The organism is Streptomyces sp. DSM 40868 (assembly GCF_011820545.1).
GTDB lineage: Bacteria > Actinomycetota > Actinomycetes > Streptomycetales > Streptomycetaceae > Streptomyces > Streptomyces eurythermus.
Window position 1 is genome coordinate 4,200,388 of sequence record NZ_CP050504.1, and the last position, 21,533, is coordinate 4,221,920.

Here is a 21,533-nt window from a genome sequence, read left to right on the forward strand (position 1 = left end):
TCAGGCGCCGTCCGCCGCCTGCTCGGGCCGGTCGGCGACCGGTTCTTTCCGGGCTTCCGTGGTGGTGGCGCCGAGGCTGGCGAGGAGCCGCAGGTTGTCGTGGGCGGCGGTGCCGGGGGCGGCGGACTGGATGATCAGTTCCGTGCCGGTGACGTCCGGGAGGGCGAAGTTCTCCTGGTGCAGTTCCAGGTGGCCGACCGCCGGGTGGTGGTACGCCTTGCGGCCGTGGGTGCGGGTGCGGACGTCGGCGCGCGCCCACAGCTGCCGGAAGCGTTCGCTGTGCATGGCGAGTTCGCCGATGAGGGCGGCCAGTTCCCGGTCGCCGGGGCAGCGGCCGGCCGCCAGCCGCAGATGGCCGACGACGTCGAGGGTGCAGTTCTCCCAGTCGGCGAACAGTGCCCGCCCCTCCTCGGTCAGGAAGAGGTGCCGGGCGATGTTCAGGCCCTCGGCCGGCCGGCTGTAGATCATGTCGCCGAGGCGGTTCGCGGCCAGCACGGTCAGCCGGTGGTCGATGAGGAACGCGGGGGCGTCGGTGATCAGCTCCAGCACCCGCAGCAGCTCGGGACGCGGCCGGGCCGAGGTGGCCCGCCGCGGTTCGCCCACCACCCGGCGGGCGAGCCGGTGCAGATGCTCGCGCTCCACGTCGTCCAGGCCGAGGACCCGGGCGAGCGCGTCGAGCACCTGCACCGAGGGCTGCCGCGCCCGGCCCTGCTCGAGCCGGACGTAGTAGTCGACGCTCACCCCCGACAGGTGCGCGACCTCCTCGCGCCGCAGCCCGGTCACGCGGCGGCGGGAGTCGGGCCGGATGCCGACGCTCTCGGGCCGGACCCGGGCTCGCCGTGTGCGGAGGAAGTCGGCCAGATCGTCCATCGCTCCAGTATCCGCGCGGAACGGCCCGGCTGGGTGGCCCCGCCAGTACCAGGAAGTCCGGTCCGACGGAGGAGGCGCCCCTGAATCGCGCGGCCGGATCCCGTGAGGATCGAGGGCATCCCGACCCAAGGTCTCAAGGAGCAGGAGCAGTCATGAAGGTCTTCATCGTGCACGCCCACCCCGAGCGGCGGTCGCTGAACGGCGCGCTCACCGACATCGCGGTGGAGACGCTGACCGGTGCGGGGCACGAGGTGCGGGTCAGCGACCTGTACGCGATGGGCTGGAAGTCCGAGGTCGACGCGGACGACTTCGGCGGCGCCGCCTCCAGCCCGCTGGACGTGGTCCACGACTCCGGCCGCGCCTTCGAGTCCGGCGCGCTGTCCGCCGACATCCGGGCCGAGCAGGAGAAGCTGCTGTGGGCGGACACCGTGATCCTCCAGTTCCCGCTGTGGTGGTACTCGATGCCGGCGATCCTCAAGGGCTGGGTGGACCGGGTGTTCACCTACGGCTTCGGGTACGGCGTCGGCGAGCACAACGAGGTCCGGTACGGCGACCGCTTCGGCGACGGCACCCTGAAGGGCAGGCGCGCCATGCTGTCGGTGACGGTCGGCGGCCCCGAGTCCCAGTACTCCGACCGGGGTATCAACGGTCCCATCGAGGACGTGCTGTTCCCGATCCAGCACGGCATCCTCTTCCACCCCGGCATGGAGGTGCTGCCGCCGTTCGTTCTGTACCGGACGGTACGGATGGCTCCCGAGGTGTTCGCGGACGCGGCCGAGCAGTGGAAGAAGCGGCTGCTGACCCTGGAGGACACCGACCCGATCCCCTACCGCCGCCAGAACCACGGCGACTACGAGATGCCGTCGATGCGGCTGCGCGAGGGCCTGGAGCTGCCGGGCCGCACGGGCTTCGGCCTCCACACAGCGGGCTGACCGCCCGGCAACCTTTCCTCGTCCCGCGGCGACTCCGGTGTGGCACCCCCACACGAACCACACCTGGAGTCGCTCATGAGCACTCGCACTCCCCGTCACCGCAGGAGCCGTGCCGCGTTCGCGGTCGGGCTGCCGCTCGCGCTCGCGGCGGCCGGCGGACTCGGCTACGGCCTGCTCGGCCCCGGCGCCTCGTCGCACGCCTCGGCCGCGACCGCCGTACCGGCGTGGGCCACGCAGGCCGCCGACGGGTTCGCCTCGGTGAACGCGCTCGGGCAGAACGGCACGTACGGCGGGCGCGGCGGCGAGATCGTCACCGTGAAGACCCTCGCGGACCTGGAGAAGTACGCCACCGCCGACAAGCCGTACATCATCGTCGTGGCCGCCGCGATCACGATGGACCCCGTCGGCAAGGAGATCAAGGTCCAGTCGGACAAGACCATCATCGGCTCGGGCACCTCCGGCCAGATCGTCGGCGGCGGCTTCTTCCTCGGCCAGGGCGTCCACAACGTGATCATCCGGAATCTGACGATCCGGGACGCGTACCAGGGCGTCTGGAACGACAAGGAGCACGACTACGACGGCATCCAGATGGACGGCGCCCATCACGTCTGGATCGACCACAACGACATCCGGCACATGGCGGACGGGCTGATCGACAGCCGCAAGGACACCACGTACCTGACCGTGTCCTGGAACCGGCTCGGCCAGGAGAACAAGGCGTTCGGCATCGGCTGGACCGAGAACACCACGGCGGACATCACGATCCACCACAACTGGATCCGCGAGACCGAACAGCGCAACCCGTCCACGGACAACGTGGCCCACGCCCACCTGTACAACAACTACCTGGTGGACGAGCCGGGTACGACGATCACGTCGTCCTACGGCAACTACGCGCGCGGCAACACCAACATGCTGCTGGAGAACTCGTACTTCCAGGGCCTGGCCAACCCGGTGATCAGGGACACGACGGCCACGCTCGTCCAGCGCGGCAACGTCTTCTCGGGCACGAGCGGCCGCAACGAGAGCGGGGGCACGGGCGGGTCGTGGAACCCGAGGAGCTACTACGCGTACACACTCGACAAGGCGGCGGACGTCCCGTCGGTGGTGAAGTCGGGGGCGGGCCCGCGCAGTTCGCTGGGCACGACCACGACGACGGCCAAGGCGGCGGCCACCACGCTGACGGTTGCCAAGGACGGCACGGGCCAGTACACGACCGTCCAGGCGGCCGTGAACGCGGTCCCGGCGAACAACGCCTCCCGGGTGGTCATCGCGGTCAAGCCCGGCACGTACCGCGAGACGGTCAAGATTCCGTCGAACAAGCCGCACGTCACCATCCAGGGCACGGGGTCCAGCCGCAAGGACACGGTGATCGTCTACAACAACGCGTCCGGCACGCCCAAGCCGGACGGTTCGGGCACGTACGGCACCGGCGGCAGCGCGACCGTGGCGGTGGAGGCCGACGACTTCCAGGCCCGCAACCTCAGCATCACGAACGACTTCGACGAGGCGGCGCACCAGGACATCGCCCAGCAGGCGGTGGCGCTCCGCACGGCGTCCGACAAGGTCTTCCTGGACGGGGTGATCGTGTCCGGCGACCAGGACACCCTCCTCCTGGACACGGCGTCCAAGGACCGTCTCGGCCGGGTCTACATGACCAACTCGTACGTGATCGGCAACGTCGACTTCATCTTCGGCCGGGCGACGGCGGTGATCGACAAGTCGGTCATCACCCTGAAGAAGCGGTGGAACGGCACGTCGGCGGGTTACGTGACGGCCCCGTCCACGGCCGCGAACCGCAAGGGCATCCTGATCGCCAACTCCACGATCAGCGGTGACGTCTCCGACCGCACCTTCTACCTGGGCCGCCCCTGGCACGCCGGCGGCGACGCCACGCTGGACCCGCAGACCACGGTCCGCAACACGTCCCTGAGCGCCGCGATCAAGACAACCCCCTGGACCGACATGAGCGGCTTCTCCTGGAAGAACGACCGCTTCGCGGAATACAAGAACACCGGCGCCGGCGCGGGAGCGGCCAGCACGGACCGCCCCCAACTGACCGACGCACAGGCCTCCGGCCAGGAGATCGGCGACTGGCTGGGCGACTGGACTCCTTCGGCGTCCTGAGGCGGGCGCACTCCGTCAGCCGCCTTGGTCACGGGGGCGGCTGACGGGGCTCTCACTCCTCTACCGGCGGTGCCTCGTCCTGCTTGAATCCCTGCCAGAAGAGCTGTTCCACGGTGATCTGAGGATCTTCGGAACGTCGGACGAAGGTGTACTTCAACCAGCCATTGCCGTCATCAAAGAAGAAGAGGCGGGCACCGTGCGGCTGGCTGGACCGGATCGGGACGACCCACATGCCGTCGGGGAGATCGGCATCCGCTTCGACACCTCGGAAGTACGGATCTTTCACCGTGACCAGTTCGGCGCGCGCGGCATAGACCATGTCCTGTGCATGCGCGGGTAGTGCTTCGAGCACAGCAAGAGCATCGAGCCGCCAGTCCATCTGCCACGGCGGCCCCATGAAACCATCGGTCACTCCCCGGGCTCCAACTGCTGCACCCGGTGACGAATCCTTGACGCCTCTTCGAGGAGCGCCTTCGCCTCGGCATTGTCGGTGGCCTCTGAGGCCCGCAGCTCAAGATCCTGCACGTGTGCGTCCAGCTCGGGATCCCGGGCCAAGGCGTACTCGCCCCACCAGAGAGCCATGAAGGCCGGGACGGGGCCGAGGTCGAACGTGTCGGCGATGGCGCGCTTCCAATGCGCGTCAAAGTCGGGAAGCAGCTCGGGGGCGTGCTCGGCGATGGCCTGGCGCAGCGCCTTCGGCGTCCGCTCGGGCATGGGGGGGACCACAGAACCAGGCTCCGCAGCGTGGGCACTCATGCTCGCTGTCCTCCTTCTACATGCCGTGACTACGACCATAGCCGCCTCGCATCTTCCACATGAGTCGTTCGTGCCCCGGCCGTCCATTCGACCGGGAGACCCACCATGCGGGGACGCACGACCCGACACGCAGGGCTCTCGCCCCACGTCACCCGAACGTGTGCACGCCCCTCCCGGCCGAGAGGACCAAGGGCCGGGAGGCGGGGGTTTTGCTGTCGCGGACGGGGACCAGGTGGGGGTAACCGTCCGCTACTCCCACACAGTTGTTGTCCCCACCGTCGCTGTAACTCGACTTGCGCCAGGAGGCAGTGCTGAGGTCGGGCGTCACAAGGACTCCTTCACACCGGCTACGAACGCGGACCAAGACGCGGTGCCGAAGATCAGGGCGCTGCCTGCCGGGCGCTTGCTGTCGCGGACCGGGACGACGCCGAGGTAACCGTCGGCGACCTCGACGCAGTCGTTGGCTCCCCCTTCGCTGTAGCTCGACTTGCGCCAAGTCGCCGTGCTGAGGTTGGGAGTGCGCGTCATGATCTGTGCTCCTCCAGTGCGTCCCTGATGAACGTGAGCGAGTCCGATGGGGACAACGCCATGTCCCGGAGCCGATCGTAGGACAGTCGCTGCCGAAGCACTTCGTCTTGATCTTCGATCAGCCGACTGCAACCGTTGCCCTCCTTGTAGGCGACAGCACTGCCGTCTCTCTGCCACAGCAGCGTCAGTGACCCGGTCATATGGTGGTGCGCTCCCGCCGAGAATGGCAGCACCTGGAGTGTCACATTGGGCCAGAGCGCGGCAGTCTCAAGGTGGAACAACTGGTCGTGCCAGGTCTTGCCTTGGGCAGCGGGGCGTCGTAGCGCGAACTCGTCCATTATGACGCGCACTTCGGGCTCCGGCTTCTGCCTCAGCAGGTACTGCCGTCCAAGCCGCGCCGCGACCTGCTCCTCCACGGCCTCTTCACCGTCCGCCGTTGTCTGAGCTCCGGCCAACACCCCGCGAGCGAAGTCCTCGGTCTGCACAAGCCCCGGAATTCCCGGCGAGAAAAGCCACATGATCCGCGCCGTAGCCTCCAGCTTCATGAACTCCTTGTACTGGTCCTTGAAGGCGTCCAGGCGCGCGGCCTTCCAGTGGCCGACCAGCAGGGAACCCGTGCCGTAGTAGCTGTCCAGGTCCTCCATCACCGTCACCTTGGACAACCGCTCGCCGGACTCCAGGCGGCTCAGGTAGCTCTTGTCGTAGCCGGTGTCCTCGGCCAGCTGGCCCAGGGATTTGCCGGCCTTCTCGCGCAGTACTTTCAGGGTCTGGCCGAGGATGGCCCGCCCGGACACCGGCCCCGGGTCAACGGTCTCGCCCACGTCACCCCTCCCTGTTGTCCCTGCTCACGGACAACACGACACCTCTTCCGCACCCTACTCGCCGTCCGTGACGATCGAGGCACGAACCGTAATCGTCACCACCCACAACGGAGACTTCTCATGGCCGAGTTGCGCCTGCTGCCCTGGACGAGCCCCGACGGCAAGCCCTGCTACCTCAGTGCGGACCACGACGGCAGCCGGCTGTCCCGGCTCGCGGACGACGTGGAGGCGGCGCAGTTGCGGTCGGGTGAGCAGGTGCTGGCCGGTGCGCGGGCCGTGCTCGCGGACCGGGCGGCGGGCGAACGCGCCGTGCGCTTCGCGCTGACGCGGGCCGGTGAGTCCCTGGAGGAAGTCCTCCGCATCGCCCACAGCAGGGGTGCCCGCATCCCCGCCGCGTACGAGCGCTGACGGCTCGTGCACGACCGGTCCCGCACCCCCGCCACGGTCTACCGTGGACTCCCAGGCACCCCCGCCGTCCCAGCCGGAGAAGAGAGCGCGATCATGGCCCACGAGGTGGATCCGAACTCCTGCGAGAGGACCCCGGACGCGATCCGTGCGGCTCTGCAGCGGCGCCCCGACTGGCTGAAGGCCTTCGAGCGGGACTGGCTGAGCGCGGCGGCGGAGTTCGACCAGCCGGGGCTCGACGCGGTGATCGACAAGTGGTTCCCGTTCGCCTGCGCCTGCGCCACCCCCGGGTACCTCGACGAGGTGGAACAGACGATCAAGCGCATGACCGAGGGCGACACGGAGGGCCTGGTCTTCTACGACGCGGACGGCAACGCCTACGACGCCGACAACCACCCCGTCGACGCGAGCAGGCGCAGGTGAGCGCGTACTCGATCAGGTACGTGGAGCGTGCGGCCCGGCGCAAAGCCACGCTTCCGGACCCTCAGCGGGCGTCCCTGGAGAGCCTGGAGAAGCGGCTCGTCCTCAACCCGTTCGGTCCGCCCGCGGCCAGCAACCGCGACAACAGCTGGTCAGCCGCGTTCACCGGCGGCTTCATCACCTACATCGTGTCGAACCGGCACGTCGTGATCAACGTGATCGACCTGGTCGCCCTCTGACCTTGTCCACAGCTGTGGACAAGGTCAGAGGACCGGCACACACGGGCCTACTTGATGATCGTGATCCGGTTCGCCGCCGGAGGCGCGATCGGGGAGGACGCCGACGAGTTCGCCGTCAGGTACTTCACCAGGGCGGCCAGGTCGTCCGTGCCGACCAGGGGGTTCTTGCCCTGGCCCAGGGACGGGAAGCCGTCGCCGCCGCCCGCGAGGAAGGCGTTCATGGCGACGCGGTAGGTGGCCGCCGGGTCGATGGGCGCGCCGTTCAGGCGGATGGAGTCGGTGACCACGCGGTCCGCGCCGGACTTGGTGAGGTCCAGGGTGTAGGTGAGGCCGGCCGAGGGCTGGAGGATGCGCGGGGCCGCCTCGTTGGGGCCGCTGACCTGCTCCTTGAGGGCCTGCACGAGCTGCGCGCCGGTGAGGTCCACGAGGTTGACCGTGTTGGAGAACGGCTGGACCGTGAAGCCCTCGGCGTAGGTGACCACGCCGTCGCCCTCCGCGCCCTTGGCCGCGTAGGTCAGGCCCGCCCGGACGCCGCCGGGGTTCATCAGCGCCAGGCTGGTCTTCGGGTCCAGCTCACGGCCGTAGGCGAGCTGCGCGTCGGCGACCAGGTCGCCCATCGGGGACTCCGTGCCGGTGTTGCCGATGTCGCCGGAGATGTAGCCGATGGGGCGGTTGCCGATCGGCGCGGCCAGGGTGTTCCACTTGCCGATCAGGTCGGTGAGGTCCTGCGCCTTGGGGACGTCCCGGGTGACCACGTGATTGTCGGAGTTCACCGCCGTCCGCACGATGTCACCCGTCCGGCGGTCGTACGTGAGCGTGGTGTCGGTGTACAGGCGGCCGAAGGAGGACGCCGACGTGACCATGCGCGGGCGGCCCGACGGGTCCGGGACCGTGCAGACGTACGCCTGGTGGGTGTGCCCGGTGACCAGCGCGTCGACCGCCGGGGTCACGTTCTTGGCGATGTCCACGATGGGGCCGGAGATGCCGTCGCCCGCGCCCGGGGAGTCGCAGTCGTAGTTGTAGGAGCCGGAGGCCGGGTAACCGCCCTCGTGGACCAGGGCCACGATGGACTGCACGCCCTGGCGCTGGAGCACCTTGGCGTACTTGTTGATGGTCTCGGTCTCGTCCTTGAAGGTGAGGCCCTTGACGCCCTCGGCGGAGACCACGCCCGGGGTGCCCTCCAGGGTGACGCCGATGAAGCCGATCTTGACGCCGTTCTTCTTCCAGACCCAGTAGGGCTTCAGGATCGGCTTGCCGGTCTTGTCGTCCTGGACGTTCGCCGCCAGGTACGGGAAGTCCGCGCCCTGGAACTCCTGGTCCGTGTAGCAGCCGTCCTTGGGGTGGCAGCCGCCGTTCTGGAGGCGGGCCAGTTCCCGCGCACCCTCGTCGAACTCGTGGTTGCCGACCGACGTCACGTCCAGGTCCAGCTTGTTCAGCGCCTCGACGGTGGGTTCGTCGTGGAACAGGCCCGACAGCAGCGGGGAGGCGCCGACCAGGTCGCCGCCGGCCGCCGTCACCGAGTACGGGTGGCCCTTGCGGGCCTGCCGGAGGTGGGTCGCGAGGTACTCGACGCCGCCCGCGTCGATCGTCTTCGTCGTGCCGTCCGGCTGGAGTTCGGTGACACGGCCCGAGGACCCGGACGGCGGCTCCAGGTTGCCGTGCAGATCGTTGAACGACAGCAGCTGGACGTCCTGGTAGCGGCCCGGGCGGTGGGGGTGGTGGCTCTCGTGCGCGTCCGCCGGGAGCGCGGTGGCCAGCGCCGCCGCCGTGGCGAGACCCGCCGCGGACGCGAGGAAGGCGTAGGTACGGCGTCTGGTGCGCCGGGGTACGGATGACATGGAACCCCCCTGTGGGTCGGCTGTGGTGCTCGGCGCAGCCTAGATTCAACGCGCGTAGAGAGACAGGGGGTTCAGGTCACAACCTGGTTTCCCTTCGACACCGTCCGCCCCCGGTGCCTTCGCCGCCGGTATGCCGGGACTTCGCCCCGGGCGCCCCGTACTCTCGTACGCATGAGCAGCGACGACACCGTACGGGGCTTTCCCGCCCGCTCCATCGAGACCTATTCCGCGCTCACCCCGGACCAGGGCGAGGCCGTGCTGCGCCTGCTCGGCGAGGCCGCCCGCGCCGACGGGCAGCAACCGGTGTCCGAGCAGGGCCGGCTGCACCTGCGCGGCGGCTCCCGCGAGGGCGTCTCGCACCTGCTGCTGACGGTCGGCGGCGAACTCGTCGGCTACGCCCAGCTGGAGGACACCGACCCGGTGGAGCCGCCGGCCGCCGAACTCGTCGTCCACCCCGCGCAGCGCGGACACGGGCACGGGCGGGCCCTCGGCTCGGCCCTGCTCGCCGCCTCCGGCAAGCGGCTGCGGGTGTGGGCGCACGGCGGACACCCCGCCGCCCGGCACCTCGCCCAGGTGCTGGGCCTGACGCTGTTCCGGGAACTGCGCCAGATGCGGCGGCCGTTGACCGACCTGGAGCTGCCCGAGCCGGTGCTGCCGGAGGGCGTGAGCGTGCGGGCCTTCGTGCCCGGCAAGGACGACACGGCCTGGCTCGCGGTGAACGCCGCCGCCTTCGCCCACCACCCGGAGCAGGGCTCGCTGACCCAGCGGGACCTCGACGACCGCAAGGCCGAACCGTGGTTCGACCCGGCCGGGTTCTTCCTCGCCGAGCGGCGCGGGGAGCTGATCGGCTTCCACTGGACCAAGACGCACGCCGAGGAGGGCCTCGGCGAGGTCTACGTCCTCGGGGTGCGCCCCCGCGAGCAGGGCGGCGGCCTCGGCAAGGCCCTCACCACGATCGGGCTGCGCCACCTGGCCGCCCAGCAGCTGCCGACCGCGATGCTCTACGTCGACGCCGACAACAAGGCGGCGGTGACGGTGTACGAGCGGCTGGGCTTCACCGTCCACGAGACCGACCTGATGTACCGCACGGAGACGTGAGGGACGGTTCGGCCCTGGAGCCGGGGCGCCCGCGCGCGTCAGCCGGAGCGCCGGGGTCTGGGTGTCCGGCGGCGGAAGGGTATCCGGAACGGGCGTCGTAGCGGCTCGTGGAGGGTCCCCAGCCACACCGCCCCCGCCGCCGCCAGCAGCCAGGCCCAGTGGTCGTGGGCCGTGGCCCAGCGGGGGTCCCCGGCGGGCACGAACAGGGGCCAGTCGTCCGGCAGCAGCAGCGGGGCGAGCAGGGCGGCGGCCAGCAGCGCCGTGGCCGCCGGCCGGCCCGGGTGCGGGTCGTCCGAGTGGCGTACGGCGAGCCCGGCCAGGGCCAGGGCCAGCGCGCAGGCGGCCCCCGCCTCCAGGGTGACGTCCCCCGTCGGCGGGCGGTGCGCGCCGGGCGCCAGGAACAGCACCGCCGTCCACCACGCGGCGGCGAACGGCGCCACCAGCGCCACCCGCAGCACGGTCCGCACCGCCCGCCCGGTCGGCACCGGCGTGGTGCCGTGCCGGGCGGGGTCGTCCAGCACGAAGGCCAGGCCCAGCGCGAGGACGAGGGCGGCGGCGCGCAGCAGTAAGAGCGTCACCCAGTCGGCCGGCTCGGCGCCGGACAGCCGGGGCAGCCCGGGGATCAGCAGGCCGACCGCCCCGGCCGCGCCCAGCGTCCGCCACGGCAGCGCGCGCCAGACCGGGACGGCCAGCGCCCGGATCACGCCTCGCACCGGTCCGGCCCCACCTTGGCGTGCACGCCCAGCAGTTCGGCGGCGCGGGCGGTGGTGAGCTTCGGGGAGGTCAGCTCCGCCCAGTGGGCCTTGACCCGGCCGACGACCGAGGGCAGCGGCCGGTCCAGCAGGGCACGGACGACCTCGGTCTGACCGGCCGTCATGGTGAGCGGATCGGTCGGCGAGAGGACGACCGCCGCACCGCTGAGGCTGTCGTCGAGCCTCACGTTCCTGAGCTGCGCCTGCGGGTCGTCCTGCCAGGCGAGGGACAGCCACATGACGGTCACCATCCGGCCGTCGCACAGCTTGGCCGCCGCCTTCTCGCTGCCCGCGACCAGCACGGCGGCCACGGCCGTGGAGAACTCCGGGACCCGGTTGCCACCCCAGGCGGTGCCCACGGTCACCTGGCCCGGGGTGGTGACCGGAGGCAGCGCCGAGTCCTCGTCGAGACCGTAGCGGGCCTCCAGCCGCTGCCGGACCAGCAGCTTCTGCCCCTGCGCGGGACCGCCCGCCAGCGACCGCACCCCGCGCACGACCCGATCCCACTCGGCGGTGCGCGGCACCCACTCGGGGAACGCGCAGTACTCCGAGGTGCCCCGCCGCAGACACGTCTGCTCCTTCTCCGGGGTGAGCGAGGCCCGCTGCCGGGCCGCCGCCGTCGCCTCCGGGACATCACGGGTCTGGGCGACGCCGCCCAGCACGGTCACGGCCAGCGCGGCGGCGACGGCCGCCTGGACGGAGCGGCCGCGGGAGCCGGAGAGCAGGACGGCGAGCAGCCCGGCCGTCACGGCGAGCCCGGCGAGGTACAGGGCGTGCCAGGCTGCGGGGCGGCCCAGCAGACCGGACGGGAAGGGGTACTTGTTGGCCGTGCCGACCACCGGGGCCAGCCAGGCGATCCCGCTCTCCCCGGCGAACGGGAACGCGGCTCCGACGAACATCAGGTAGAACACCACGAACAGCAGCGGCGCCGCGACGGCCGACGGCACCAGCCGGGCGAGCAGCACGCCGAGCGCCCCGAACAGCAGCACCGTCAGCGGCCCGGCCAGCAGCTCGGCCGGCGCACCGTGCCCGACCGCGCCCGGCTTGACCGCCTCCCAGGTGAACTGGACGGTCACCCCCACGGCGACCAGCAGCGCCAGCGGTACGACGGACAGCGCGTGCGCGGCCGTCCGCTGCCCCCGGGACAGCGCCAGCACCGCGAAGTGGCGCTCGGTGTCCCGGCGGCGCGAGCGCAGCACGGCCTGGTTGGCGCACAGCAGCGCGGCGAGGGCGACGAACAGCGGGCCGCCCTGGGTGGCCCGGTCGGCGTCCTGGAGCGCCGGGAACTCGTCCCAGGGCTGGAGGTTGTGCCACACCAGCCAGGCCGTGTAGCCGGTGAGGGCGAGCAGGACGGGCAGGCGCAGCAGCAGCCTGCGGGCCTCGAACAGGGCGAGCGCGAGCACCGCCGCCGTGGGCGTGCCGGGCGCGGCCGGGGCGGCCTGCGCCTCCTTCTCCAGTACGGGCGCGGTCACGCGGTCACCTCCGCGAGCTCGCCGTCGAGGGTGAGCAGGTAGCCGTCCTCCAGGGTGGGTTCGAGCAGTTCGGCGCCGGGGGGCGGATCGCCCACGTTGCGGAAGGTGCCCGTACCGGTGCGCCAGCCCGCCTTCGCCCCCGGATCGCGTCCACCGCTGCTCCACACCCGGCCGGCGGCCCGCGCGGTCAGTTCGGCGGGGGTGCCGGCGAACCGGATCCGGCCGCTCGCCATCACCAGGACCCTGTTGCAGAGCATCGCCACGTCCTCGGTCTGGTGGGTGGACAGCAGCACCGTGCGGTCCTCGCCGGCGCGGGCGATCACCTCCCGGAACCGCATGCGCTGTTCCGGGTCGAGACCGACGGTCGGCTCGTCCAGCACCAGGAAGCCGGGGTCGCCGACGAGGGCGGCGGCCAGCGCGACCCGCTGCCGCATGCCGCCGGACAGCTTCTTGATGCGCTTGCCGCGCACGTCGTCCAGATCGGCCTCGGCGAGGACGCGGCGCACCTCCCGGTGCCGGGCGGCGCGGTCGGTCAGCTCCTTGAGGATCGCCACGTAGTCCACGAACTCGAAGGGCGTGAAGTCGGGGTGGAAGCCGGGGGTCTGCGGGAGATAGCCCAGGTTCCGGCGCAGTTCCTGGCGGCCCCGCGCGGACGCCGGGTCGTGCCCGAGCACCGTGAAGGCGCCCCGGTCGGCCGGTACGGCGGTGGCCAGCACCCGCAGCAGCGTGGTCTTGCCCGCGCCGTTCGGCCCGAGCAGTCCGGTCACGCCCCGGCCGAGCCGCAGCGACACGTCGTCCAGGGCGCGGGTGCCGCCGTAGCGGAGGGTGAGTCCGGAGGCGGAGACGGTGGTGGTCATGCGGGGCTCCTGCGGGGGGTGGGGGACGGGGGGTTCGACGAGCACCCGGACAAGTGGGTCATCGGACGCCTCCGGTGGACTGGTCGAAGCGGTCCCGGATGAGGAAGAGCAGGCCGGTGGCGAGGGCGGCGACCCCGGCGGCCACGCCCTGCCCGACGGCGGTGAACGGCGCGAGCACGTGATCGCCGCCGGTGCTCCGGGCCGACTCGGTGACGAGCAGCAGCACGACCCAGCCGCCGCCGGTCAGGCCGGGCGCGACGACCGGCCCGAGCCGGGGGGTCAGGGCGAGACCGGTCGCGGTGAGCGCGAGCGCGGGCAGCAGCCAGGCGAACGCGCTCAGCCCGAACCCCGGCAGGGCGAGGCCCGCCAGACCGGTCAGGGCGAGGGCGGCGGTCAGCACGGCGACCGTCCGGATCATCAGCAGGCGGAAGCCGTGCAGCGGGGAGACGACCGACATCTCGTACGTCGGGTCGACCACCGGCCCGTACGACAGGGCCACCCCGGCGAGCGGGAGCAGCGGGGCGAGCGCCAGGAACAGGGTGTCCGAGTGGCCGGCCCGCGCGGTCAGCACGGACATCACCAGCACCAGCGTCACGGCCGTCAGCCACGAGCGGCGCAGCACCGGCGTCGCGGCCAGCAGCCGCGCGGTGTGGTCGGCCACGCCGAGCCGCAGCAGCAGCCGCTCGAGCGGGCGGGGCCGGGGCGCGTCCAGCTCGGCGTCCAGCCGCGCCCAGGCCGCGTCCAGCGCCCCGGAATCCCAGGCCGAGCCCAGTACCGCCCGGCACTCGGCACAGCCGGCCAGGTGCGTGTCGGCGGACCACAGCAGCGGCGGCTGAAGCTCCCCGCGCGCGTACGCCCGCAGGTCTTCCTCGGCGACGTGCCAGCTCATGCCGACACCTCCGCCGGTCCTCGTCCGGTCATGCCAGTGCCTCCCGCAGTTGCTTCCGGGCCCGCATCGCCCGTGTCTTGACCGTGCCGGGCGGAATTCCGAGCAGGTCGGCCGCCTCCCGGGTGGTCAGCCCGTCGATGACCGTCGCCTGGAGCACCGCCCGCAGCTCCGGGGAGAGCCGGACCAGCGCGCCCGCCAGGTCCCCGTGCTCCACGCCCGCCAGCACCCGGTCCTCGGCGGACACCTCGTCCCGGTGGCGCAGCCGGGCCAGCGCCTGCCGCAGCCGGCCGCGCGCGCCGTCGCCACGCTGGGCGTCCACCAGGCGGCGGGAGCCGATGCGCCACAGCCAGCCGGCCACCTCGCCCTCCTGGCGGTAGCGGGCCTTGCCCCGCCAGATCGCGAGGAAGGTGTCCTGGACGATGTCGTCCACGACCCCGGCGTCGGCGCAGCGCCCGCGCAGCCGCGCGGTCAGCCACGGCGCGTACCGCCGGAACAGCTCCTCGAAGGCGTGCCGGTCGCGGTCCGCCGCGATGGCTCGCAGCAGCTCCGCGTCGCTTCTCGTCTCGCTCACATCTCCTCATCGGACGGGACCCACCGAACGGTTCACACCGGTCACGATCGGCTCCCGGCCCTTCCCTCCCGCCCCGCGTGGACCACCCAGCAGACCAGACGGGCCCCGGGCCGAACCTGCCGGGGCACGGCGGGGCGCCGGGCCGGGGCCCGGGGGCGGAAAGAGACGGGCGGACCCGGGGAGCAGCGGGCCGGGGACGAGACCGAGAAGCGGGCCGGGGCCGGTCCACCGCCCCCGAGAGCCGCCGTCCGGCCTCGGCCCGCCCCCCTTCGAGCCGCCCCCCGCTATCCCACACGTCATGTCGCCGTAACCATTGATTCAGCCTGGCTTGCGACGCTCGGCCAATGACACCCGTCGTGCCAGAGCCTTCGCCGCCCCCCGAGGGGCCCGCCACGGGCAGCGGAACCGTGCGGCTTCCGCCCGCGCGTTCCGACGCGCCCGTGTCACCCGCGACGGGGAAGAATGGGTTCATGAGGCAGCACGAGACCCAGGCCGAGGCCCCGCACACGCCGCAGCCCCCCGTGGGCTCCCTCGCCGCGCACCGGCAGCGCGCCGTGTCCACCACCGTCTCCGGTCTGGCGCCCGACCTCGACGCGGACCTCGACGCGTACGAGGAGGCCCAGGCCGTCGGCGCCCCCCTGCCCCAGGGCCGTTTCCTCGACCGCGAGCGCAGCTGGCTGGCCTTCAACGAGCGGGTCCTGGAGCTGGCCGAGGACCCGGACACCCCGCTGCTGGAGCGCGCGAACTTCCTCGCCATCTTCGCCAGCAACCTGGACGAGTTCTTCATGGTCCGGGTGGCCGGCCTGAAGCGCCGCATCGCCACCGGGGTCGCGACCAAGTCCGCCTCCGGGCTCCAGCCGCGCGAGGTGCTGGAGATGATCTGGGCCCGCTCCCGCGAGCTGATGGCCCGGCACGCCGCCTGCTACCACGAGGACGTCGCCCCCGCGCTCGCCGAGGAGGGCATCCACCTGGTCCGCTGGCAGGAGCTGACGGAGAAGGAGCAGGCCCGCCTCTTCACGCTGTTCCGGAACCAGATCTTCCCCGTCCTCACCCCGCTGGCCGTCGACCCCGCGCACCCCTTCCCGTACATCTCCGGCCTCTCGCTGAACCTGGCCGTCGTCGTGCGCAACCCGGTCAGCGGCCACAAGCACTTCGCCCGGGTGAAGGTGCCGCCGCTGCTGTCCCGCTTCCTGGAGGCCTCCCCGGGCCGCTACGTCCCCATCGAGGACGTCATCGCCGCCCCCAACCACCTGGAAGAGCTGTTCCCGGGCATGGAGATCCTGGAGCACCACGCCTTCCGGATCACCCGCAACGAGGACCTGGAGGTCGAGGAGGACGACACCGAGAACCTTCTCCAGGCCCTGGAGAAGGAACTCATGCGGCGCCGCTTCGGCCCGCCGGTGCGCCTGGAGGTCGAGGAGTCCATCGACCGCGAGGTGCTGGACCTGCTGGTGCGCGAGCTGAAGATCTCCGAGGCCGAGGTGTACCCGCTGCCCGGCCCGCTGGACCTCACCGGCCTGTTCCGCATCCACTCGCTGGACCGGCCGGAGCTGAAGTACCGGAAGTTCATCGCCGGCACCCACCGCGACCTCGCCGAGGTGGAGTCCGCGTCCCCGCCCGACATCTTCGCCGCCCTGCGCGCCCGGGACGTGCTCCTGCACCACCCCTACGACAGCTTCTCCACCTCCGTGCAGGCCTTCCTGGAGCAGGCCGCCGCCGACCCGGACGTCCTCGCGATCAAGCAGACCCTGTACCGGACCTCCGGCGACTCGCCCATAGTCGACGCGCTCATCGACGCCGCCGAGTCCGGCAAGCAGGTCCTCGTCCTGGTCGAGATCAAGGCCCGCTTCGACGAGCACGCCAACATCAAGTGGGCGCGCAAGCTGGAGGAGGCCGGCTGCCACGTCGTCTACGGCCTGGTCGGGCTGAAGACCCACTGCAAGCTGTCCCTGGTGGTCCGCCAGGAGGGCGAGGTCCTGCGCCGCTACAGCCACGTCGGCACCGGCAACTACCACCCGAAGACGGCCCGCCTCTACGAGGACCTCGGCCTGCTCACCGCGGACCCCCAGGTCGGCGCGGACCTCTCCGACCTGTTCAACCGGCTGTCCGGCTACTCCCGCAGGGAGACCTACCGCCGGCTGCTGGTGGCACCCAAGTCGCTGCGCGACGGCCTGGTCTCGCGCATCCACAAGGAGATCCAGCACCACCGCGCGGGCCGGCCGGCCTTCATCCGGATCAAGGTCAACTCGATCGTGGACGAGGCGGTCATCGACGCCCTCTACCGCGCGTCCCAGGCGGGCGTGCCGGTGGACGTATGGGTACGCGGCATCTGCGCGATACGCCCCGGTGTGACCGGCCTGTCGGAGAACATCCGGGTCCGCTCCATCCTCGGCCGCTTCCTGGAACACTCCCGGGTGTTCGCCTTCGGCAACGGCGGCGAACCCGAGGTGTGGATCGGCAGCGCCGACATGATGCACCGCAATCTCGACCGCCGGATAGAGGCCCTGGTCCGGGTCGTCGACCCCGGCCACCGCGCAGCCCTCAACCGGCTGCTGGACACCGGCATGTCCGACACCACCGCCTCCTGGCACCTCGGCCCGGACGGCGAGTGGACGCGGCACGCGACCGACGGGGACGGCGGGCCCCTGCGCAACGTCCAGGAGATGCTCATAGACGCCCGGAGGCGCCGGCGTGGCACAGCAACACCTTGACCAGACGGACCCCACGGCCGAGGCGGTGGCGGGGGACGCCCTCGCGGACTACCTGCGCGCCCAGGCCACGGAGTTCCTCCGCGCCCTGCGCCTGCACCGGGAGACCGGCGGCAACGGCGGGAGCGCTTCCCCGCGCGCGGGTACGGGCGGGGCGGGCGACGGCACGCCGGAGTCCGTCGACGCGGCGCGCGCCCTGCGCCGCTCGGCCCGCCGCATCAGCGGCAGCCTGCACACCTTCCGCCCGCTCCTCGACCCCGGCTGGTCCGAGGAGATCCGCCCCGAACTGGCCTGGCTGTCCGGCACGCTGGGCCTGGAGCACGCCTACCAGGCCCGCCTGGAGCGGCTGTTGCTGGCGCTGCACCGGCTGTCCGGGGTGACCGCGCTGCCGGTGCAGACGGTCGACGCGATGGCGGTCGGCGGCCGGGTCCTGCCCGGGAAGACGGCGAACCCCGGCGGACCGGCGTACGCCACGGCGCCGGCGGAACGCGGCACCCTCACCGTCGGCGCGGCCAAGGCCGGTGCCCTGCTGGAACGACAGCTGACCCTGGCCCGGACCAGGGCCCACTCCACGGCGCTCCAGGCCCTCGGCTCCTCCCGCTTCCACGCGGTGGCCGACAAGGTCGCCGTGCTGGCCAGCGAGGTCCCCCTCACCCCGGCCGCGCCCGGCACCGAGCTGGGGCCGCTGGCCGCCGCCGCGGAGGAGCGCCTCACGGACGCCGTGACCGCGCTGCCCCTGGTCACCGCCGGCCACCCCTACAACGCGGAGGCGCTGGTCCACGGCCTGTCCCCGGAGCCGTCCCCGCACCCCCAGGACGGCCCCTGGCACCAGGTGCGGCTGCTGCTGCGGCTGTACCGGTACGCCCGCGAGGTGCTGCACGGCGGCGACGCCCCGCTGGACGTACGGCTGCTGACGGCCGGGCAGGCGCTGAACCGGCACCGGGACGCCTCGGAGGCGGCAGCGGCGGCGGCCCAGGCGGCCCGTACGCCCCGGATCACCCCGGCCACCGCCTACGCCCTCGGGGTGCTCCACGCCGATCAGCGGCACGAGGTGGAGGCGGCCCGGTTCGCGTTCCAGCAGGCCTGGCAGAAGCAGACCGTCACCGCGCCCTGAGCCGGAAGGAGCCGCGCCCTGAACCGGAAGGAGTACGGCGTGCCCGACAGCGTGATCCAGGCGGCCGGCTGCGTCCTGTGGCGCCGCTCGCCGCTCACGGGCGCCCTGGAGGTCTGCCTGGTCCACCGGCCCAAGTACGACGACTGGTCGCACCCCAAGGGCAAGCTGAAGCGGGGCGAGGACCCGCTCGCCGGGGCGCTGCGCGAGGTCGCGGAGGAGACCGGGTACACCGCCGAGCCCGGCGCGGAACTGCCGGCCGTCTGCTATGCGGCCGACGGCCGCTTCAAACGGGTGCGCTACTGGGCCGCCGAGGCGGTTTCCGGCCACTTCACACCGAACAGCGAGGTGGACCGCATCCTGTGGCTCACCCCGGCCGCGGCCCGCACCCGCCTGACCCAGCCCCGCGACCGGGACCTGCTGGACGCGCTCGCCCCGGCGGACCACGGCGAACGACGGGACTGAGACCGGGCCCTCCCGGCGGGACCACGGGGACCGGGGCGGACGGAGCGGCCGAGGTCATCCCGGGCGGTCAGCCGTCCGCCGTGTGGGTCTCCGCGTCCGTGCGGGCCTGGCTGCGGGCGCGGCGGGCGGGGCCGCGCCAGCCGCAGGTGCAGCGGGCCACGCAGAAGCGGCCCTGTTCGGTCGTCGTGGTGCGGTGTTCCTGCCCGGACCGGGCGTGCTCCGGCCCGTCCTGCTGCCCCGAGGTGAGTGCCACACCGGCCACCGTACCGAGCGCGCGACCGGCGTGACGACGCTTGCCAGCCGTCGTTATCCGGACGACAGGGGGCCCGTGACGGACACTCCGGCTTGGGGGTAGGCAGGCGATGGATCGGCGGCAGCACAGGCGCGCGGGCAGGACGGTCGCCGCGACGGTCATCCTCCTCGGCCTCGCGGCGGGCGCCTGCGGCTGTTCCGGCAGCGGGGCCGCCGCCGAGGACGTCAAGGGCGCGGACGACCCCCTGGGCGCACTGCACCGGGCCGCCCGGGCACTGCGCGACGCGGGCAGCTCCAAGGCCGCCACCTCCATGGAGATGGCCACCGGCGGCACCCGCGTCACCATCCGGGGCCGGGGCGTCTACGACTACCGCCGCCGCCTGGGCCGGCTCACCGTGATGCTCCCCGCGGACCCCACCGGCGCCGCCGGACACCGGCCCATCACCGAACTCCTCACCCCGGGCGCGCTGTACATGAAGAACCGGGGCGCGGGCGTGCCCGCCGACAAGTGGGTGCGGGTGGAGACCGCGACGCTGTCGGACGGCAATCTGGTCACCGGCGGCGCCACCGACCCGTACGTGGCGGCGGAGCTGCTGCGCGGGATCCGCGAGGCGACCTTCGTGGGCCGCACCGAGGTGGCCGGGACGGCCGTACGCCACTACCGGGGCACCGCCGATCTCGGCCACGCGGCCCGGTACGCCTCGGCCGGGAACCGGGCGGCGCTGGCCGCGGCGGCGAAAGGGTTCGCCACGGCCCGGGTGCCGTTCGACGCCTACCTGGACGACCAGGGCCGCATCCGCAAGCTCCGGCAGCGCTTCAGCTTCTCCAACGGCCACGCCAGGGCCACCGTCGCGGTCGCCTCCACCCTGCTGCTGTACGGCTTCGGCACGGCGGCGGACATCCGGCTGCCGGCCCCGGCGGACATCTACACGGGACGGATCGCCGGGGACGAGCCCGGCGAGAGCGGCTGATTCCGGCCAGTCACTAGTACCAGACGTCCCTTTGTAAGTAGCCCGTCCGTGCCATGCGCGGGATGCGGGCCACTGCCTACCCTAGGAGGCGGTGACGGCAGGGAAGAGGTGAGGCGGGTGGCTCCGGTCGGCGGCACGGCGGTTCAGGACCACGTGGCCCTCGCCGAGATCGAACTCTGCGGAGAGCTGATCATCGCGGCCTCGGCCGCCGAGGACCGGCTCAGCCTGGAGAGCATCGACGCGGTGCTGCGCGTCGCCGAGGAACGCGATCCGGCCTGAGCCCGGCCCGTACCGCCCCGCCCCTCAGGTGCGCAGCAGGCGGGCGATCGCCTTCGTCGCCTCGTCCACCTTCGCGTCGATCTCGTCGCCGCCCTTGAGGGCCGCGTCCGCCACGCAGTGCCGCAGGTGCTCCTCCAGCAGCTGGAGCGCGAAGGACTGCAGCGCCTTGGTGGAGGCGGAGACCTGCGTCAGTATGTCGATACAGTAGGTGTCCTCGTCCACCATCCGCTGCAGACCGCGGATCTGCCCCTCGATGCGGCGCAGCCGCTTGAGGTGCTCGTCCTTCTGCTTGTGGTAGCCGTGCGTGGCGCCGGCCTCGGTCGTCGTCGTCATCGCGGGCCTCCGTCTCGGGACGAGCTGCGGACAAAAGGGATAGATACCCCTACTGGGTATATGGTAACGAACTTTGCGGGGTAAGGGGGCCTTCGTACGCCCCTGTGCTCATCACCGCGCCCGATGGGCGACACTGGGATGCGGCCCGTTAGCCGTGGCCGGATGATGCGCCTAGCATCAGCCTGACCGAAACCGAAGCACCCCGAGGACCCCACGTGCGCTTTCGTCTGACCCCCAGGGAGACGAGCTTCTACGACATGTTCGCCGCGTCCGCGGACAACATCGTCACGGGCTCGAAACTCCTGATGGAACTGCTCGGGGCGGACCCCTCCGCCCGGGCCGAGATCGCAGAGCGTATGCGGGCCGCGGAACACGCAGGTGACGACGCCACGCACGCGATCTTCCACCAGCTGAACTCCTCGTTCATCACGCCGTTCGACCGGGAGGACATCTACGCCCTCGCCGGTTCCCTGGACGACATCATGGACTTCATGGAGGAAGCCGTCGACCTGGTCGTCCTCTACAACGTCGAGGAACTGCCCAAGGGCGTCGAGCAGCAGATCGAGGTCCTGGCCCGCGCGGCGGAGCTGACGGCCGAGGCCATGCCGAACCTGCGCACCATGGACAACCTCACCGAGTACTGGATCGAGGTCAACCGGCTGGAGAACCAGGCCGACCAGATCCACCGCAAGCTGCTCGCCCACCTCTTCAACGGCAAGTACGACGCCATCGAGGTGCTGAAGCTCAAGCAGATCGTGGACGTCCTGGAAGAGGCGGCGGACGCGTTCGAGCACGTGGCGAACACGGTGGAGACCATCGCCGTCAAGGAGTCCTGAGGC

The 21,533-nt window shown here is 72.0% G+C and carries 26 protein-coding genes; 12 read left to right on the forward strand and 14 right to left on the reverse strand.

Annotation, left to right across the window (positions count from 1 at the left end):
- On the reverse strand, positions 1-870 hold the full coding sequence (locus HB370_RS19060; protein ID WP_030791960.1) for a helix-turn-helix transcriptional regulator: 870 nt from the start codon (positions 868-870) through the stop codon (positions 1-3).
- 152 nt (positions 871-1,022) lie between these two features.
- Here HB370_RS19060 and HB370_RS19065 point away from each other — a divergent pair, with 152 nt between their 5' ends.
- Positions 1,023-1,802 (forward strand): NAD(P)H-dependent oxidoreductase, encoded by a 780-nt coding sequence (locus HB370_RS19065; protein WP_030791957.1) that lies wholly within the window; start codon positions 1,023-1,025, stop codon positions 1,800-1,802.
- A 75-nt stretch (positions 1,803-1,877) separates the two neighbouring features.
- Positions 1,878-3,929 (forward strand): pectinesterase family protein, encoded by a 2,052-nt coding sequence (locus HB370_RS19070; protein ID WP_030791953.1) that lies wholly within the window; start codon positions 1,878-1,880, stop codon positions 3,927-3,929.
- Between the two features lie 52 nt (positions 3,930-3,981).
- Here the strand turns inward: HB370_RS19070 and HB370_RS19075 are convergent, their stop codons facing one another.
- The 5 genes from HB370_RS19075 to HB370_RS19095 form a co-directional block, all read right to left on the reverse strand.
- The gene (locus HB370_RS19075; protein ID WP_030791950.1) at positions 3,982-4,341 is read right to left on the reverse strand and encodes a hypothetical protein; all 360 of its coding nucleotides are present in this window, start codon (positions 4,339-4,341) and stop codon (positions 3,982-3,984) included.
- Positions 4,338-4,643, reverse strand: a complete 306-nt coding sequence (locus HB370_RS19080; RefSeq protein WP_244405563.1) for a DUF6247 family protein — start codon at positions 4,641-4,643, stop codon at positions 4,338-4,340. Before HB370_RS19080 ends, HB370_RS19075 begins: the two co-directional genes overlap by 4 nt.
- A 190-nt stretch (positions 4,644-4,833) precedes the next feature.
- Complete coding sequence (locus HB370_RS19085) at positions 4,834-5,013, reverse strand: DUF397 domain-containing protein (RefSeq protein WP_030791943.1); 180 nt, start codon at positions 5,011-5,013, stop codon at positions 4,834-4,836.
- Positions 5,010-5,213: a DUF397 domain-containing protein gene (locus HB370_RS19090; protein WP_030791940.1), complete on the reverse strand. Its 204-nt coding sequence runs from the start codon at positions 5,211-5,213 to the stop codon at positions 5,010-5,012. The genes HB370_RS19085 and HB370_RS19090 overlap by 4 nt, the downstream gene beginning before the upstream one ends.
- A complete protein-coding gene (locus tag HB370_RS19095) occupies positions 5,210-6,034 on the reverse strand; it encodes a helix-turn-helix transcriptional regulator (protein ID WP_030791937.1) in 825 nt (274 codons plus the stop codon). Before HB370_RS19095 ends, HB370_RS19090 begins: the two co-directional genes overlap by 4 nt.
- Positions 6,035-6,154: 120 nt before the next feature.
- Here HB370_RS19095 and HB370_RS19100 point away from each other — a divergent pair, with 120 nt between their 5' ends.
- The 3 genes from HB370_RS19100 to HB370_RS19110 all read left to right on the forward strand — a co-directional run bounded on the left by HB370_RS19100 (position 6,155) and on the right by HB370_RS19110 (position 7,098).
- The gene (locus HB370_RS19100) at positions 6,155-6,442 is read left to right on the forward strand and encodes a hypothetical protein (RefSeq protein ID WP_030791934.1); all 288 of its coding nucleotides are present in this window, start codon (positions 6,155-6,157) and stop codon (positions 6,440-6,442) included.
- A gap of 93 nt (positions 6,443-6,535) precedes the next feature.
- Entirely contained in the window at positions 6,536-6,862 is a 327-nt protein-coding gene (locus HB370_RS19105) for a DUF6247 family protein (RefSeq protein WP_030791931.1), read from the forward strand.
- On the forward strand, positions 6,859-7,098 hold the full coding sequence (locus tag HB370_RS19110; RefSeq protein WP_030791927.1) for a hypothetical protein: 240 nt from the start codon (positions 6,859-6,861) through the stop codon (positions 7,096-7,098). The genes HB370_RS19105 and HB370_RS19110 overlap by 4 nt, the downstream gene beginning before the upstream one ends.
- A gap of 47 nt (positions 7,099-7,145) precedes the next feature.
- Here the strand turns inward: HB370_RS19110 and HB370_RS19115 are convergent, their stop codons facing one another.
- Positions 7,146-8,936 carry a bifunctional metallophosphatase/5'-nucleotidase gene (locus tag HB370_RS19115; protein ID WP_030791925.1) on the reverse strand — a complete coding sequence of 597 codons (1,791 nt, stop codon included), beginning with the start codon at positions 8,934-8,936 and terminating at the stop codon, positions 7,146-7,148.
- A 171-nt stretch (positions 8,937-9,107) separates the two neighbouring features.
- On the opposite strand from HB370_RS19115, the gene mshD reads away from it, so the two are divergent.
- Positions 9,108-10,034 carry a mycothiol synthase gene (gene mshD, locus HB370_RS19120; protein ID WP_030791923.1) on the forward strand — a complete coding sequence of 309 codons (927 nt, stop codon included), beginning with the start codon at positions 9,108-9,110 and terminating at the stop codon, positions 10,032-10,034.
- 38 nt (positions 10,035-10,072) lie between these two features.
- Here mshD and HB370_RS19125 read toward each other — a convergent pair whose 3' ends face one another.
- From HB370_RS19125 to HB370_RS19145, 5 genes are read right to left on the reverse strand one after another with little or no spacing between them, the layout of a single operon-like run.
- Positions 10,073-10,747, reverse strand: coding sequence for a hypothetical protein (locus tag HB370_RS19125; RefSeq protein WP_037703005.1), 675 nt, complete (start codon positions 10,745-10,747; stop codon positions 10,073-10,075).
- Complete coding sequence (locus tag HB370_RS19130; RefSeq protein ID WP_106980784.1) at positions 10,735-12,243, reverse strand: ABC transporter permease; 1,509 nt, start codon at positions 12,241-12,243, stop codon at positions 10,735-10,737. The genes HB370_RS19125 and HB370_RS19130 overlap by 13 nt, the downstream gene beginning before the upstream one ends.
- A gap of 11 nt (positions 12,244-12,254) precedes the next feature.
- Positions 12,255-13,115 (reverse strand): ABC transporter ATP-binding protein, encoded by an 861-nt coding sequence (locus tag HB370_RS19135; protein WP_030791918.1) that lies wholly within the window; start codon positions 13,113-13,115, stop codon positions 12,255-12,257.
- Between the two features lie 58 nt (positions 13,116-13,173).
- Positions 13,174-14,004 (reverse strand): membrane protein, encoded by an 831-nt coding sequence (locus tag HB370_RS19140; protein WP_030791917.1) that lies wholly within the window; start codon positions 14,002-14,004, stop codon positions 13,174-13,176.
- A gap of 28 nt (positions 14,005-14,032) precedes the next feature.
- Positions 14,033-14,575, reverse strand: a complete 543-nt coding sequence (locus tag HB370_RS19145; RefSeq protein ID WP_030791915.1) for an RNA polymerase sigma factor — start codon at positions 14,573-14,575, stop codon at positions 14,033-14,035.
- Positions 14,576-15,045: 470 nt separating this feature from the next.
- Here HB370_RS19145 and HB370_RS19150 point away from each other — a divergent pair, with 470 nt between their 5' ends.
- From HB370_RS19150 to HB370_RS19160, 3 genes are read left to right on the forward strand one after another with little or no spacing between them, the layout of a single operon-like run.
- Positions 15,046-17,286: an RNA degradosome polyphosphate kinase gene (locus HB370_RS19150; RefSeq protein ID WP_030791912.1), complete on the forward strand. Its 2,241-nt coding sequence runs from the start codon at positions 15,046-15,048 to the stop codon at positions 17,284-17,286.
- Positions 17,267-18,397: a CHAD domain-containing protein gene (locus tag HB370_RS19155; protein ID WP_030791909.1), complete on the forward strand. Its 1,131-nt coding sequence runs from the start codon at positions 17,267-17,269 to the stop codon at positions 18,395-18,397. The genes HB370_RS19150 and HB370_RS19155 overlap by 20 nt, the downstream gene beginning before the upstream one ends.
- Positions 18,398-18,436: 39 nt before the next feature.
- Complete coding sequence (locus tag HB370_RS19160; RefSeq protein WP_030791906.1) at positions 18,437-18,859, forward strand: NUDIX hydrolase; 423 nt, start codon at positions 18,437-18,439, stop codon at positions 18,857-18,859.
- 67 nt (positions 18,860-18,926) lie between these two features.
- Here the strand turns inward: HB370_RS19160 and HB370_RS19165 are convergent, their stop codons facing one another.
- Entirely contained in the window at positions 18,927-19,112 is a 186-nt protein-coding gene (locus tag HB370_RS19165) for a hypothetical protein (protein WP_030791903.1), read from the reverse strand.
- Between the two features lie 109 nt (positions 19,113-19,221).
- Between HB370_RS19165 and HB370_RS19170 the strand changes: the two genes are divergently transcribed.
- Together HB370_RS19170 and HB370_RS19175 are read left to right on the forward strand one after the other, a co-directional pair.
- Positions 19,222-20,082 (forward strand): hypothetical protein, encoded by an 861-nt coding sequence (locus tag HB370_RS19170; RefSeq protein ID WP_030791900.1) that lies wholly within the window; start codon positions 19,222-19,224, stop codon positions 20,080-20,082.
- Between the two features lie 117 nt (positions 20,083-20,199).
- Positions 20,200-20,361 (forward strand): hypothetical protein, encoded by a 162-nt coding sequence (locus tag HB370_RS19175; RefSeq protein WP_167345769.1) that lies wholly within the window; start codon positions 20,200-20,202, stop codon positions 20,359-20,361.
- Between the two features lie 24 nt (positions 20,362-20,385).
- On the opposite strand, the gene HB370_RS19180 is transcribed toward HB370_RS19175, so the two are convergent.
- Complete coding sequence (locus HB370_RS19180; RefSeq protein ID WP_030791897.1) at positions 20,386-20,694, reverse strand: metal-sensitive transcriptional regulator; 309 nt, start codon at positions 20,692-20,694, stop codon at positions 20,386-20,388.
- 215 nt (positions 20,695-20,909) lie between these two features.
- On the opposite strand from HB370_RS19180, the gene HB370_RS19185 reads away from it, so the two are divergent.
- Positions 20,910-21,530, forward strand: coding sequence for a DUF47 family protein (locus HB370_RS19185; protein WP_030791894.1), 621 nt, complete (start codon positions 20,910-20,912; stop codon positions 21,528-21,530).
- The last annotated feature ends 3 nt before the right edge of the window (positions 21,531-21,533 follow it).

Bases quoted from the DNA above. Each gene is read 5' to 3' on its own strand.
- mshD (WP_030791923.1), top strand. From the start codon at position 9,108: ATGAGCAGCGACGACACCGTACGGGGCTTTCCCGCCCGCTCCATCGAG.
- HB370_RS19080 (WP_244405563.1), bottom strand. From the start codon at position 4,643: ATGCCCGAGCGGACGCCGAAGGCGCTGCGCCAGGCCATCGCCGAGCAC.
- HB370_RS19140 (WP_030791917.1), bottom strand. From the start codon at position 14,004: ATGAGCTGGCACGTCGCCGAGGAAGACCTGCGGGCGTACGCGCGCGGG.
- HB370_RS19100 (WP_030791934.1), top strand. From the start codon at position 6,155: ATGGCCGAGTTGCGCCTGCTGCCCTGGACGAGCCCCGACGGCAAGCCC.
- HB370_RS19180 (WP_030791897.1), bottom strand. From the start codon at position 20,694: ATGACGACGACGACCGAGGCCGGCGCCACGCACGGCTACCACAAGCAG.
- HB370_RS19065 (WP_030791957.1), top strand. From the start codon at position 1,023: ATGAAGGTCTTCATCGTGCACGCCCACCCCGAGCGGCGGTCGCTGAAC.
- HB370_RS19060 (WP_030791960.1), bottom strand. From the start codon at position 870: ATGGACGATCTGGCCGACTTCCTCCGCACACGGCGAGCCCGGGTCCGG.
- HB370_RS19135 (WP_030791918.1), bottom strand. From the start codon at position 13,115: ATGACCACCACCGTCTCCGCCTCCGGACTCACCCTCCGCTACGGCGGC.
- HB370_RS19090 (WP_030791940.1), bottom strand. From the start codon at position 5,213: ATGACGCGCACTCCCAACCTCAGCACGGCGACTTGGCGCAAGTCGAGC.
- HB370_RS19170 (WP_030791900.1), top strand. From the start codon at position 19,222: ATGGATCGGCGGCAGCACAGGCGCGCGGGCAGGACGGTCGCCGCGACG.
- HB370_RS19115 (WP_030791925.1), bottom strand. From the start codon at position 8,936: ATGTCATCCGTACCCCGGCGCACCAGACGCCGTACCTACGCCTTCCTC.
- HB370_RS19105 (WP_030791931.1), top strand. From the start codon at position 6,536: ATGGCCCACGAGGTGGATCCGAACTCCTGCGAGAGGACCCCGGACGCG.
- HB370_RS19070 (WP_030791953.1), top strand. From the start codon at position 1,878: ATGAGCACTCGCACTCCCCGTCACCGCAGGAGCCGTGCCGCGTTCGCG.
- HB370_RS19150 (WP_030791912.1), top strand. From the start codon at position 15,046: ATGAGGCAGCACGAGACCCAGGCCGAGGCCCCGCACACGCCGCAGCCC.